The sequence below is a fragment of the Nocardia otitidiscaviarum NBRC 14405 genome (genome assembly GCF_000308635.1).
Lineage (GTDB): Bacteria > Actinomycetota > Actinomycetes > Mycobacteriales > Mycobacteriaceae > Nocardia > Nocardia otitidiscaviarum.
Map to the genome: position 1 here is coordinate 1 of NZ_BAGD01000026.1, position 13802 is coordinate 13802.

The 13802-nt window shown below is 69.9% G+C and carries 14 protein-coding genes; 12 read left to right on the forward strand and 2 right to left on the reverse strand.

Annotated features, from left to right (window positions below):
- A partial coding sequence (locus ON31_RS02505) for an AMP-binding protein (protein WP_039808889.1) occupies window positions 1-702 on the reverse strand: 702 nt, incomplete at its 3' end.
- Between the two features lie 325 nt (window positions 703-1027).
- Here ON31_RS02505 and ON31_RS02510 point away from each other — a divergent pair.
- Genes ON31_RS02510 through ON31_RS02530 form a run of 5 tightly spaced genes read left to right on the forward strand, consistent with a single transcriptional unit; the run spans window position 1028 to window position 7044 of the window.
- A complete protein-coding gene (locus ON31_RS02510; RefSeq protein ID WP_039808891.1) occupies window positions 1028-2620 on the forward strand; it encodes a peptide ABC transporter substrate-binding protein in 1593 nt (530 codons plus the stop codon).
- A gap of 56 nt (window positions 2621-2676) precedes the next feature.
- A complete protein-coding gene (locus ON31_RS02515) occupies window positions 2677-3603 on the forward strand; it encodes an ABC transporter permease (protein WP_029925088.1) in 927 nt (308 codons plus the stop codon).
- Window positions 3596-4558, forward strand: coding sequence for an ABC transporter permease (locus ON31_RS02520; RefSeq protein ID WP_039808896.1), 963 nt, complete (start codon window positions 3596-3598; stop codon window positions 4556-4558). The genes ON31_RS02515 and ON31_RS02520 overlap by 8 nt, the downstream gene beginning before the upstream one ends.
- Window positions 4555-6243 carry an ABC transporter ATP-binding protein gene (locus tag ON31_RS02525; RefSeq protein ID WP_039808898.1) on the forward strand — a complete coding sequence of 563 codons (1689 nt, stop codon included), beginning with the start codon at window positions 4555-4557 and terminating at the stop codon, window positions 6241-6243. Before ON31_RS02520 ends, ON31_RS02525 begins: the two co-directional genes overlap by 4 nt.
- 54 nt (window positions 6244-6297) lie before the next feature.
- On the forward strand, window positions 6298-7044 hold the full coding sequence (locus ON31_RS02530; RefSeq protein WP_029925093.1) for a Fic family protein: 747 nt from the start codon (window positions 6298-6300) through the stop codon (window positions 7042-7044).
- Window positions 7045-7462: 418 nt separating this feature from the next.
- On the opposite strand, the gene ON31_RS02535 is transcribed toward ON31_RS02530, so the two are convergent.
- A complete protein-coding gene (locus tag ON31_RS02535) occupies window positions 7463-8380 on the reverse strand; it encodes an HAD family hydrolase (protein WP_081592173.1) in 918 nt (305 codons plus the stop codon).
- Window positions 8381-8622: 242 nt separating this feature from the next.
- Here ON31_RS02535 and ssd point away from each other — a divergent pair, with 242 nt between their 5' ends.
- The 7 genes from ssd (at window position 8623) to ON31_RS37700 (ending at window position 13699) form a co-directional block, all read left to right on the forward strand.
- Complete coding sequence (gene ssd, locus ON31_RS02540; RefSeq protein ID WP_081592184.1) at window positions 8623-9858, forward strand: septum site-determining protein Ssd; 1236 nt, start codon at window positions 8623-8625, stop codon at window positions 9856-9858.
- Window positions 9855-11042, forward strand: a complete 1188-nt coding sequence (locus tag ON31_RS02545; RefSeq protein ID WP_039808900.1) for a TadA family conjugal transfer-associated ATPase — start codon at window positions 9855-9857, stop codon at window positions 11040-11042. The genes ssd and ON31_RS02545 overlap by 4 nt, the downstream gene beginning before the upstream one ends.
- Before the next feature lie 81 nt (window positions 11043-11123).
- The gene (locus tag ON31_RS02550) at window positions 11124-11936 is read left to right on the forward strand and encodes a type II secretion system F family protein (protein ID WP_051036721.1); all 813 of its coding nucleotides are present in this window, start codon (window positions 11124-11126) and stop codon (window positions 11934-11936) included.
- A gap of 136 nt (window positions 11937-12072) precedes the next feature.
- Window positions 12073-12669: a type II secretion system F family protein gene (locus ON31_RS02555; protein ID WP_039808902.1), complete on the forward strand. Its 597-nt coding sequence runs from the start codon at window positions 12073-12075 to the stop codon at window positions 12667-12669.
- A 78-nt stretch (window positions 12670-12747) separates the two neighbouring features.
- Window positions 12748-12942: a DUF4244 domain-containing protein gene (locus tag ON31_RS02560; protein ID WP_228807451.1), complete on the forward strand. Its 195-nt coding sequence runs from the start codon at window positions 12748-12750 to the stop codon at window positions 12940-12942.
- 65 nt (window positions 12943-13007) lie between these two features.
- A complete protein-coding gene (locus ON31_RS37695) occupies window positions 13008-13325 on the forward strand; it encodes a TadE family type IV pilus minor pilin (RefSeq protein WP_039808905.1) in 318 nt (105 codons plus the stop codon).
- Complete coding sequence (locus ON31_RS37700) at window positions 13322-13699, forward strand: Rv3654c family TadE-like protein (protein WP_039808907.1); 378 nt, start codon at window positions 13322-13324, stop codon at window positions 13697-13699. The genes ON31_RS37695 and ON31_RS37700 overlap by 4 nt, the downstream gene beginning before the upstream one ends.
- The last annotated feature ends 103 nt before the right edge of the window (window positions 13700-13802 follow it).

Below are 13802 nucleotides of genomic sequence, written 5' to 3' on the forward strand. Positions count from 1 at the left end.
CCGGTCGCGGTCGTCGGTCCAGGGGACCTCGATGCCGGTGCGGCGGACGACGAGGACGTGGTCGACGCTGGTCGCGCCGCCGTCTGCGGCGAGGGCTTCGTCGACGGCGGCTTTGAGCGGGGCGGCGGTGCCGCGTCGCCACTGCCCGTCGGTGGTGATGACGAGGCGGGCTTGCGCATCGTCGACCCGCTGCCGCAGCGCACTCGGCGAGAATCCCGCGAAGACCACGGAGTGGGTCAGTCCGAGTCGGGCGCAGGCCAGCATGGACACGATGGCCTCGGGCACCATCGGCATGTAGATGGCCACCCGATCCCCGGCCACCAGGCCCAGTTGGGTCAGATAGTTGGCCGCCCGTGACACCTCGGCCAACAGTTGGGCATACGTGATGTCGCGGGAGTCGCCGGGCTCGCCCTCCCAATGGATGGCGACTTGCTCCCCGTGCCCGTCGACGACGTGCCGGTCCACGCAGTTGTAGGCGACGTTCAGCTTGCCGTCCACGAACCATTTCGCGAACGGGGCATCACTCCAGTCCAGGACCTGTGTCCAGGGCTGCTGCCAGTGCAGGCGCTGCGCCTGTTCGGCCCAGAACGCCTCGCGGTCGGCGTCGGCCCGATCGTAGAGAGAGGCATCGGCATTGGCCGCGGCGGCGAAGGCCGCGCTCGGCGGGTACGCGTCCAGGTGATCAGCGGTGGGTTCGGTCATCTCTCTTCTTCTCTCGACATCTTCCCGCGGCGGTCCGCGGGGGTGACCGCGGCCACGTTCGACAGTATCCGACTGTGACCTGCGTCGTATTCGGCTGTCTCGAAGGGTGCCCGGATGTGCAATGTGTCACGCGGATACGTGGCAAAGAGTCGGGCATGTTGCCACATTGCTAACAAGGTGAACAATCCCTCATCGAATCGCTGACAACGGCGGACAGGGTGGCTACTGTCCGTTTCACCTGAGACGACCCCGCGGTGTGCTTCGGTGGACCCCGGCGCGCGCCGTGCCGTCTTCCTGCGATCGGGAGAATGCCTTGAGAGCGAAGATGATTGCCGCGGCGGCGGCCGCACTGCTGGCCACGAGCCTGACCCTGACGGCCTGCTCATCCGACAGCGGCGGCAGCGCCGATATCGTCACCGTCAACGGTGCCGAACCGCAGAATCCGTTGGTGCCCACCAACACCAATGAGAATATGGGCGGCCGGGTGGTCGACCGACTGTGGGCGGGTCTCAAGTACTACGACGCCGACGGGGTGGCGCACAACGAGGTGGCGGAATCCATCGAGACCACCGATCGCAAGAACTACACCGTCACCCTGAAACCGGACTGGAAATTCACCGACGGCAGCCCGGTGACCTCCAGGTCCTTCGTGGACGCCTGGAACTACGGCGCGCTGTCCACCAACGCCCAGCTGCAGAACTACGTGTTCACCCCCATCGCCGGATTCGACGAGGTCGCCAAGGAGAACCCGACCCAGCGCACCATGTCGGGACTGAAGGTGATCGACGACCGCACCTTCACCATCGAACTGAAGGCCCCCTCGATCGACTTCGAGGACTCCCTCGGCTACGCGCCGTTCTATCCGCTGCCCGAGTCCGCCTACGCCGATATGACGGCCTTCGGTCAGAACCCGATCGGCAACGGCCCCTACATGTTCGCCGGACCCGGCGCCTGGGAGCACAACAGCAAGATCGACCTGGTGCCCAATCCGGACTATCCGGGCGGCCGCCCGGCCAAGAACAAGGGCCTGCGGTTCGTGATGTACCAGTCCTTCGACACCGCCTACGCCGACCTCCAGGCGGGCAACCTCGACGCCCTCGACACCATCCCGGAAAGCGCCCTCACCGTCTACCAGAACGACCTCGGCGACCGCGCGATCACCAAGCCGACCGCGCAGAACCAGCACATCGGGGTGCAGTCCAACGTCCCGCACTTCGGCGGCGAGGAGGGCCTGCTGCGCCGCCGCGCCATCTCCATGGCCATCGACCGGGAGTCCATCTGCGACAAGATCTTCCACGGCACCCGGCTCCCGGCCCGCGACTTCACGGCCGCCACCCTGCCCGGTTTCGACGGTGACCTGCCGGGCTCGGAGGTACTGAAGTTCAACCCCGACGAAGCCAAGAAACTCTGGGCGCAGGCCGATGCCATGTCCCCGTGGTCGGGCCGGTACGAGATCGCCTACAACTCCGACGGCGGCCACCAGGCGTGGATCGAGGCCGTCGCCAACAGCGTCAAGAACACCCTCGGCATCGACGCCATCGCGGTGCCGTACCCGACCTTCAAGAACATTCGCGACGAGGTGAACGCCGAAACCATCGGCAAGGCGTTCCGGTACGGCTGGCAGGGCGACTACCCGACCATGCTGCAGTTCCTCACCTCGCAGTACTACAGCTTCTCCGAGACCAACAACGTCAACTACAACAATCCGGAGTTCGACCGCCTGCTCGACGCCGCCCTGGCCGCGCCCACCCAGGAGGAATCGCACCGGCTCGTCGCCCAGGCCCAGACCCTGCTGATCCAGGATATGGCCGACATCCCGGTGCTCGACTACGTCGCCGCGGCCGGTGTCTCGGACAAGGTCAGCCATGCCGAACTCGCCTGGAACGGGCTGTTCGACTTCGAGAACATCGAGAAGTAGCCGCCGCCGCGCCGGGTCGAGCACATCGGCCCGGCGCACCACTCTCCGGAGGAAATATGGCTTGGTATGTCCTGCGGCGCCTACTCCAGATGATCCCGGTGTTCCTCGGCGCGACCTTCCTGATCTACGCGATGGTCTTCCTCATCCCCGGCGACCCGATCGCGGCGCTGGCCGGTGAGAAACCCCTCACCCCCGCCATCGAAGCCCAGTTGCGCGCCCGATACCACCTCGATCAGCCGCTCATCACGCAATACCTGCTCTACCTGAAAGGTATCTTCACCCTCGATTTCGGCACCGCCTTCTCCGGTCGGCCGGTCAGCGACGAACTCGCCCGTGCCTTCCCGATCACCATCAAACTCGCCTTCATGGCCGTCTTCATCGAAGGCGTGTTCGGCATTCTGTTCGGACTCGTCGCGGGCCTGCGCAAGGGCCGCCTGTTCGACTCCACCATGCTGGTCGCCAGCCTGGTCATCATCGCCGTGCCGGTCTTCGTGGTCGGCTATGTGGCGCAGTTCCTGCTCGGCGTGAAATGGGGGATCGCACCCACCACCGTCACCGGGGACGCGAGTTTCGCCGAACTGCTGGTACCCGCCTTCGTGCTCGGGTCGCTGTCGTTCGCGTATGTGCTGCGGCTGACCCGGAATTCGGTGGCCGAGAACATGTCCGCCGACTACGTGCGCACCGCCACCGCCAAGGGGCTGGGACGACGGCGGGTGGTCACCGTCCACATCCTGCGCAACTCCATGATCCCGGTCGTCACCTTCCTGGGCGCGGATCTGGGCGCGCTCATCGGCGGCGCCATCGTCACCGAGGGCATCTTCAATATTCCGGGCGTCGGCGGGACGCTGTACCAGGCGATCACCCGCGTGGAACCGCCCACGGTGGTGTCGTTCGTGACTGTGCTCGTGGTGATCTTCCTGCTGTCCAACCTGCTCATCGACCTGCTCTACGCCGCACTCGATCCGAGGATCCGCTATGTCTGACCTCGTCAAGGAATCCGAGGCCGGTACCCGGCCCGGACAGGGGCACTACGTCGCGCCACCCGACGAGGTGGAGGTGCTCGCCACCGACCGCGTGGTGGAAACCGGTGAGCCGACCAGCATCTGGACCGACGCCTGGCGACGGCTGCGCCGCAACCCGATCTTCATCGTCGCGATGCTGCTCATCCTGATCGTCACCGTGGTGGTGCTGTGGCCCGGGCTGTTCAGCGATCAGGACCCGCGCGAATGCGTGATCGACAACAGCATGGCGCCCTCCCGGCCCGGGCACCCCTTCGGTTTCGACAAACAGGGCTGCGATGTGTACGCCCGCACCATCTACGGTGCGCGCGCGTCGGTCATGGTGGGGCTGGGCGCGGCGGCGCTGTTCATGTTCATCGGCGGCACGCTCGGGGCGCTGGCCGGATTCTTCGGCGGGCTGCTCGATTCGGTGGTGTCGCGCATCGCCGAGATCTTCTTCGCCATCCCCATGGTGCTCGCCGCCATCGTGCTACTGCAGATGCTGCGGCCCACCACCATGTGGAATGTCATCCTGGTGCTCGCCTCGTTCACCTGGCCGCTGGCCGCGCGTATCGCCCGCGGCGCCGTCATCGAGGCCAAGAGCAGTGAATATGTCACGGCGGCAAAGGCATTGGGGGTGTCGCGGCTGGGCATTCTGCTGCGGCACGTGCTGCCCAACGCGGCCGGGCCGATCATCGTGGTGTCCACCATCTGGCTGGGCGTCTTCATCGTCACCGAGGCGACGCTGTCCTATCTCGGCGTCGGCCTGCCACCCGACATCGTGTCCTGGGGCGGCGATATCGCCAAGGCCAAGAACGACCTGCGCACCTCCGCCATCCTGTTCTATCCCGCTGCGGCGCTGGCTATGACGGTGCTGAGCTTCATCCTGCTGGGCGATGCCGTGCGTGACGCCCTCGATCCCAAAGCCCGGAAGAGGTGAGCGCCGTGACCGCTGACGACACGCCACTGCTGGACATCCGCGATCTCAATGTCTGCTTCACCTCCGACGGCAAGCGGGTGCCCGCCGTGCGGGATGTGAGTCTCACCGTGTACCCGGGGCAGACCGTCGCCATCGTCGGAGAATCCGGCTCCGGGAAGTCCACCACGGCACACGCCATCATCGACCTGCTACCCGGCACCGGACAGGTGACCTCGGGATCCATCCGATTCGACGGCAAGGACCTCACCCGGGCGTCGGCACCGGAGATCGTCGCCGTGCGCGGGCGCGGCATCGGACTGGTGCCCCAGGATCCCATGTCCAACCTGAACCCGGTCTGGAAGATCGGCTTCCAGGTGCGGGAAACCCTGGCGGCCAACGGCATCGCCAAGGGCACCGAGGCGCGCCGCCGCGCCATGGAACTGCTCGAGGAAGCCGGGATGTCCGACGCCGAGCGGCGGATGAACCAGTACCCGCACGAATTCTCCGGCGGTATGCGCCAGCGCGCCCTCATCGCCATCGGACTGTCCTGCCGGCCGAAACTGCTCATCGCCGACGAACCCACCTCGGCGCTCGACGTCACCGTGCAACGGCAGATCCTCGACCACCTGGACCGGCTCACCACCGAACTCGGCACGGCGGTCCTGCTGATCACCCACGACCTCGGCCTGGCCGCCGAACGCGCCGAACACCTGGTGGTCATGTATCGCGGGCGGGTGGTGGAATCCGGTCCGGCATTGCGGATTCTGCGTGATCCGCAGCACGCCTACACCAAGAAGCTGGTGAACTCCGCACCCTCGCTGGCCTCGCAGCGGATCTCGACGGTGCGCCACCGCGTCGAGGTCCGTGAGCACGCGGTGGAGGTCGCCGAGGCCGAAACCGCCACCCTGCCCGATGATGTCGTGATCGCGGAGAACCTCGTCAAGCGATTCCGAATCCGCGGCAAGCGACCGTGGCAGTCGACGGACTTCACGGCTGTCGACGATGTCTCCTTCCGGCTGCGGCGGGGCACCACCACGGCCATCGTCGGCGAATCCGGGTCCGGGAAATCGACCGTGGCGCACATGGTGCTGGGGCTGCTGACCCCGACCGCCGGGCGGGTGCTGTTCGACGGTGCTCCGGTGGCGGCGCTGAAAGGTAAGTCGGCCATGGGATTCCGGCGACGCGTGCAGCCGGTGTTCCAGGACCCGTACGGGTCGCTCGACCCCATGTACTCCATCTACCGCACCATCGAGGAACCGCTGCGCGTGCACGGCGTCGGCACCCGGTCCGAGCGTGAGGACACCGTCCGCGACCTGCTCGACAAGGTTTCGCTGCCCGCTTCGGTCATGCGGCGCTACCCCAATGAGCTCTCCGGTGGCCAGCGCCAGCGCGTGGCCATCGCCCGCGCTCTGGCCCTGCGACCCGAGGTGGTGGTCTGCGACGAGGCCGTCTCGGCACTGGACGTGCTGGTGCAGGCGCAGATCCTCACCCTGCTCAACGACCTGCAGGCCGAGCTGGGCCTGTCCTACCTGTTCATCACCCACGACCTGGCCGTGGTCCGCCAGATCGCCGACGATGTGGTGGTGATGCGGCAGGGCCGGGTGGTCGAGGCCGCCGCCACCACGGAGGTCTTCGACGATCCGGAGTCCGATTACACCCGCCGCCTGCTCGACGCCATCCCGGGGCGGGAACTGCTGGCGAGTTGATTGCGTCGAGGGGGCGGGCGGCCCGGTCACCCGGGACAAGTAGCCTCATAACCCGTGACCGACCCGCTCCAGCCCCTAGTCGACCTGCCCGGTGTGCGCGAGGCCGCCGACAAGGCCCGCGACGCGCTCGCCGAGGTGCACCGGCACCGGGCCAACCGGCGCGGCTGGCCGACCACGGCGGCCGAGGCGGCGGTGCGGGCGGCGCGGTCGTCGGCGGCCATCGACGGCGGCAGCATCGACATTCCGGCCGACGGGCGGGTGGAGGACCCGGTGCTCGCCGGATCGCTGCGGGTCGGGCAGGCCCTCGACGGGGAGGCGCTGCGCACGCTCGCCGGAGTATGGCAGCGCGCGCCGCTGCAAGCCCTCGCGCGGCTGCATCTGCTGGCCGCCGCCGATATGGTCGCCGACCAGCAGTCGCTGGGACGTCCGCGGGATGTGCCGGGAGTGGCGGAACGGCTCGACCTGTTGGCGCAGACGGTGCTGACCACGAACGCCCCCGCCCCGGTGGTCGCGGCCGTCGTGCACGGGGAGCTGCTGACGCTGCGACCGTTCGGCACCGCCGACGGCATCGTGGCGCGGGCGGCTTCCCGGCTGGTCGCGGTGTCCAGCGGGCTGGATCCGCACAGCCTCGGCGTGCCGGAGGTGTTCCTGCTGCGCCGCCGTCAGGCGTATCTGGATGCGGTGGCCGCGTTCGGCACCGGTACCCCGAACGCGGTGGGCGGCTGGGTCATCTTCCACTCCGGGGCGCTGGAAGACGGTGCCCGCGAAGCCCGTTCGATCGCCGATGCGGCATCCGGCTGAAAAGTCCCCCGCACGAAGTCCCCGCACATCAGAGCGGGCGGCGTTGTCGCTGTTGCGACCTCACCGCCCGCTAGCACGGACCACCCGGTTACCAAGCGTGCTGTATCGGGTTGTGTGATTCGGCCTCGGCGAGCTCTCCGGACCCCGCCGATTCATCCCCACAGCGTGTGCGGGGCCGTCATCGACGGAATCACGGATAACGCAGGCCCACAACACTCGTGCCCTTGTCGCGGCGTGCTCCGCGTGGGTGCCTGGTGTCCGTGCTGGGAAGGGTGGGATGGGAGATAGGACCTTCTCTTCCGATCCGATCTTGGCCTTCCGTCCTTCCTTGTCACCATTGTTACTCTGTGACCGCACTCACAGCAAGAGCTGCGGAAACTTTCCTCGAGCGGTGTGTCGTGCGGCGTTTCACGCCAGCTCAGCGCCGCTTGCGCAGTAGTCGGTAGCTCAGCGCCCCGGCGGCCACCGCGCCGAGTCCGACGGCCACGCTCGCGGCCACCGTGGTGGTCGAGGGGGCGGGGATACGCGACCACAGCGACACCGGGTTCTCGAAGGTCAGCACCGGCCAGCCGCGCTGATGCGCCTCCCGCCGCAGCGCCCGGTCCGGATTCACCGCCGTCGGGTGTCCGACCGCCGCCAGCATGGGCAGATCGGTCACCGAGTCGGAGTAGGCGTAGCAGCGAGACAGGTCGTAACCCTCACTCGCGGAAAGCTTTTCGATCGCTTGAACTTTGCCCTCGCCGTAGCAGTAGAATTCGACCTCGCCGGTGTACCTGCCGTTCTCGACCACCATGCGGGTAGCGGCCACATGATCGGCGCCCAGCGCGGCGGCGATCGGCGCGACGATCTCCTCGCCCGAGGCCGACACCACGACCACGTCGTGGCCGCGGATGCGGTGGTCGGCAATGAGATCGGCGGCCTCGGCGTAGATGAGCGGGTCCACGATCTCGTGCAGGGTCTCGGCCACGATGCCCTTCACCTGCTCGACGTCCCAACCAGCGCACATGCTGGTGAGATGGGCGCGCATCCGCTCCATCTGGTCGTGGTCGGCGCCGCTGAGCAGGAACAGGAAATGGGCATAACTGCTTTCGAGCACCGCGCGGCGGCTGAGCAGACCCTGATCCAGGAACGGCTTGCTGAACACGAAGGCGCTGGATCGGGCGATCACGGTCTTGTCGAGATCGAAGAAGGCGGCGACTCGTCCGCGTTCGGCTGTCACGCCGTCCAGAATAGGTTTTCCGGGGCGGTGGGGTGGCGGGCGGTCGGTCCGGACGGGTTTGCCAGCCGGAAGCCGGCATGTCCGGTTCGGAAAACGACTCGCGCGACGGACTTGCATTCCGGGCGGGGCTTGGGTGTAGTATCGCAATTACCTGGACATGGTCCAGGCGCGTTCAGCCCGACCCCCCGGGGCTGAACCCCGACGGCCCCAGCCTCCTCCCCCCCCGGCTGGGGCCGTCCTCTATTTCCGGACCGATTCGCCTCGAGCCTGCGGTGCGTAGTTCTCCACAGGCCGCGTGTTATCCACACTCGCCGATGCGGGTCTGTCGTCGGTCATCCCGACCCATGATCCTGACCTGCATGAACCCTGTTGTCGCCGCCGCGCCCGCGCTCATGGTCGTCGACCGGCCGGGCTTGCGCGCCGAGATCCGCCGCATCGCCGCCGCTGCCGATCGGCGCGTGGACGAGCGGGCGCTACCGGTCGGGCGGCACGACTGGATGGGGGCGTCCGTGGTCCTCCTCGATACTGCCGCCGCCCGCGAATGCGCTGCCGCGCGGTGCCCGCGGCGGCCCGGGGTGTTGTTGGTCACCGAGGACGAACCGGGTTTGCCCGACTGGCAGACCGCCACCGCCGTCGGTGCGGAACAGGTGCTGGCCTTACCCGATGCGGCCGAGGCGCTGATCGCGGCATTCGCCGCGAATGCTCACGGTGGCGGCGGTCGCGGGGTGGTGGTCGCGGTGGCCGGAGCCTGCGGTGGGGCCGGTGCGTCCACCCTGGCCGCGGCCATCGCACTCACGGCGGCGCGCCGTCGCTTCCGGCCGCGCACGCTGCTGCTGGACGCCGCACCCTTCGGCGGCGGGCTCGATCTGCTGCTCGGCCTCGAGAAAGCACCCGGACCCCGCTGGCCCGACCTGGCCGTGGAGCACGGCCGCGTCGCCGCCGACGCGTTGCACGCGGCACTGCCCGGCATCGGCGGCATCACCGTACTCGCCTGTACCAGAGACGGATCCGCGCCCGCTCCACCGCCGACGGCCGTGCGCGCCGTCCTGGATGCCGTGCGCGGCGCGGGGGATCTGCTCGTCTGCGACCTCTCCACCGAACGTGGCGCACACGCCGACCAACTTCTCGACGCGGCCGACCTGGTGGTGCTCATCGCCCCCGCCCAGCTCCGCGCGGTAGCCGCCGCCGAACCCACCACCACCCGCCTCCGCACCCGAAATCCGAACCTCGCCTTGCTGGTTCGCGGGCCGGCCCCCGGCGGCCTTCGCCCCGCCGACATCGCCACCGCCCTCGACCTCCCGCTGCTCCACACCATGCGCGCCCTCCCCGCGCTGTCCCATCAGCTGGAACGCGGCGGCCTGCCGCTGCACGCCCGCCACCCCCTCCACCGCGCCGCCACCGCCGTCCTCGGTGTGCTCACCTCCACCGGCGCCCCACCGCGATCCGGGTGCACAGCGCCCCGCGAGCCGATACGGCACGCGTTCGCGGCACAGCGGCCGAAACCGCCCGAAACCGCGGTCGATCCTGTTGCACCACACGATGTCCCGGCCGGGCCTGCCGTCACACCACTCATGCCGGAACCGGGGCGGCGATGAGCGCGCTGGTGACCGCCGAACTGCTGGAGCGGGTGCGGGAGCGGCTGGCGGACGAGGTCGGAGATCTGGATCCGGCGCAGGTGGCGGCGGCGGTTCGGGCCGAGGCGGGCGGGGTGCTCGGGGATACCGATCTGCTGCGGGCGCTGCGCTTGCTGCAGACGGAACTGACCGGAGCGGGGGTGCTGGAGCCGCTGCTGCACGACCCCGAGGTGGCGGATGTGCTGGTGACCGGACCGGATGCGGTGTGGGTGGACCGCGGGCAGGGGCTGCGGCGGACCTCGGTGCGGTTTCCGGACGAGGCCGCGGTGCGGCGGCTGGCGCAGCGCTTGGCGCTGTCGGCCGGGCGACGACTGGACGACGCGCAGCCGTGGGTGGACGGTCGGCTCCCCGGAAGCGAGGCGGCGGTGGGGAATTCCTTCGGCGTGCGGCTGCATGCCGTGCTGGCCCCCATCGCCCACGGCGGCACCTGCCTGTCGCTGCGCATACTCCGCCCGGCGACACAGGGCCTCGATGCCCTGGCTGCTGCCGGTGCCGTCCCGCCCGATGCGAAACGCCTGCTGGAGAACATCATCCGCGCCCGCCTGGCCTTCCTCGTGGTCGGCGGTACCGGCGCGGGGAAGACCACCTTGCTCTCCGGACTGCTCGCCAAGGTGGACGCGGCCGAGCGCATCGTCTGCGTGGAGGACGCCGCCGAACTCGCCCCGCCGCACCCGCACGTGGTCCGGCTGGTGGCGCGCACCCCGAATGTCGAAGGGGTGGGCGAGGTCACGGTTCGCGACCTGGTCCGCCAGGCGCTGCGCATGCGCCCCGACCGCATCGTCGTCGGCGAGGTTCGCGGCGCGGAGGTGGTGGACCTGCTGACCGCGCTCAACACCGGCCACGACGGCGGCGCGGGCACCGTGCACGCCAACTCGCCCGGCGAGGTCCCCGCCCGCCTGGAGGCCCTGGCGGCCCTGGGCGGTATGGACCGCCTCGCGCTGCACAGCCAGCTGGCCGCCGCCATTCAGGTCGTCCTGCACGTCCACCGCCGCCCCGACGGCTCCCGTGCCCTCCGGGAGATCGGCGTCGTCACCCGTACCCCCTCCGGGACCGTCCACATCGAGCCCGCCTGGACCGCCACCACCCGCCCCGCCCCCGCGGCTCCCATCCTGACCCGGCTCATCGACGAACGTCTCGATCGATGAGCACCCCGGTACGGCGTCCGACCCAATGCCATCCGGCACGGGACGAGTGGTCGGTCGCGAGACGACGGACGGAGCGATCCGATGCGTGAACTGCTCGCCTATCCGAGCCCGGCGCTCGCATGCCTGGCGCTCGCGCTCGTGACGTTGCCGCCGCCACCCGCACGCCGTAGGTGCGCGGTGCTCTTCGGCCCACCGGTACCGAAGCGGAAAGTGTTGTCGCCGTCCGTCCTCCGGGTGGCGGTGCCACTGATCCCGCTCAGCCTGTGGCTGGTCGGTTTCGGCACCATGCTCGCCGCGGCCGTACTCGCCGCGACTCTCGCGGTCCGCCATCACCGTCGCCGGCACGCCCGCCGCCATGCCGCCGAACTCGCCCACCTGCTCGACGGCCTGGAGGTGATCATCGGTGAGCTGCGGGTGGGAGCCCACCCCAGCGCCGCCGCCGAGATCGCCGCCCGCGAGACCGCCGGGGACGCCAGCCACGCCTTCGCGGTGAGCGCGGCGCGCAGCCGCCTCGGCGGCAGCGGCGCCAGCGGCCTCCGCCAACCGAACAGCGCCATAGCCCATGACCTTTCCCGGGTCGCCGATGCCTGGCAGGTCGCCGAATCCCACGGCTTGGCGCTCGCCGAACTGCTCACCGCCGCCCGCACGGACCTGCTGGGCCGCAAACGCTTCCAGGCCCGCACCCGTGCCGCCCTGGCCGGAGCCCACGCCACCGCCGCCGTTCTCTCCGCCCTGCCCCTCCTGGGCCTGGCCCTGGGCCACCTGATGGGCGCCGCCCCGCTGCACATCCTCCTCACCACCCCGCCCGGCCAACTCCTCCTCCCGCTCGGCACCACTCTCACCTGCACCGGGCTCCTCTGGACGGACGCCATCACCCGAAAGGTCCTGCGATGACCACGCTCCCCTCGCGCCATCCGGAACGGGTCGGCGAACCCTGCCCCGACCCGACATCCCGTCCACCCGCAGGCCCGTGCTTCGTCGCGGCTTCGAACTTCCCCGCGGCAGACCGCCCTGGACGGAAGTCACTGCCATGAGCGCGTACTCGACGCCACTCCTGCTCGTGGCCGTCGCCTTGGTGCTGCTCCCGGGCCGGGATATGGGGCGGCGGCGATTGGGTGGGCTGGTCGACCGGCGGCGGCCGGATCGGGGAACGGCGGTACGGGCGCGGCCGGACCCGCTGGGGGTGGCGGCGGCATTGGATCTGTTCGCGGCGTGCCTGCGGGCCGGGCTGCCGACCGCGGCGGCCGCGGATGCGGTGGCGGTGAGCGCGCCCGAGCCGGTGCGCACGGTCTTGCGGCGGGCGGCGGATCTGCTCGCGCTGGGAGCCGATCCGGCGGTGGCCTGGGAGCGGGCGGATGCCGGAGTGTGCGATGCGGCGGTGACGGCCCTGACCCGGCTGGCGCGCCGGTCCGCGCGCTCGGGAGCTTCCCTGGCCGCCGCCGTCGGCGAGTTGGCGCAGCAGCGGCGGGGCGAGGTGGAGGACGCCGCGGCCGCGCGGGCCGAGCGGGCCGGCGTGCTGATCAGCGGCCCGCTCGGACTGTGCTTCCTGCCCGCCTTCGTCTGTCTGGGCATCGTGCCGGTCGTCATCGGGCTGGCCGGTCGGGTCATGGCGGGCGGACTGCTGTGAACACCACGACTGTGCCGGTGCGGATTCGCCGCACCGGACCGAGGAGAGGAACACCGCATGCGATCCACGGTTCGAAACATGACTCTGCGCTTGCGAACTCGCCTACTGCTGGCGGCGATGGCCGAGAACGGGATGAGCACCGCCGAGTACGCCATCGGAACGATCGCCGCGGCCGCGTTCGGGGCCGTGCTCTACGCGGTGGTCACCGGCGACAGCATCGTCAACGCGCTCACCCGGATCATCGACAAGGCGTTGAAGACCTCGGTCGGTTGACGAGATCGCGGGCGTCCTCGGGGGTTTCGCGCCCGAATCCCCGCGGATGCCGCGCCGACGCCGGGATGGCGACGATCGAAGCGGCGCTCGCCCTGGCGACGATCCTGCTGGGCATGGCGCTGTGCATCGGTGCGCTGCTGGCCGCCTCGGCTCAGGTGCGCTGTGTGGACGCCGCGCGCGAGGCGGCCCGCCTCACCGCCCGGGGTGCGGGTTCCGAGGCCGTCCCGACCGCCCGGCGCGTGGCCCCGCCGGGAGCCGACGTCACCGTGCGCGTGGACACGGATCTGATCGTCGCGACGGTGACCGCCCACCTGCCGCTGCTACCCGGCCTCGAATTGCGCGCCACGGCGGTGGCGGTCAGCGAGCCGGGAGTTCGGTCGTGACGGACGTATCGCCCGCCCGACTTCGAGCCGATGCGGGCTCGGCCACGGTCACCGCCGCCTGGGCATTGGCTGCGCTGCTGACCGTGACGCTGCTGCTCGCGCAGCTCGGTGTGGTCGTGGTGGCGCGACATCAGGCCCAATCGGCGGCGGACCTGGCCGCACTGGCCGCGGCGGGCGGGCTGGACCGGGGCACGGACGCGGGCTGTGCGGAGGCGGACCGAGTCGGGCAGCGCATGGGGGTACGGATTCGGGGGTGCGTGGTCGCGGGCTGGGATGTGACGGTCACCGTGGAGTCGGGGATAACCCTCGGCCCGCTGGGTACGCGGATGTTGCGGGCCTCGGCTCGTGCGGGTCCGGTCGTGGGCCCGGGTTAGCTCGGCGACCGCCCGGCGGTCGCAATACCGGGAGGTTGGTCTACAAATACCGAACGGTTGGTGATGGAAAATTGATGATCACCATCACATCCGGCGCTGTTGT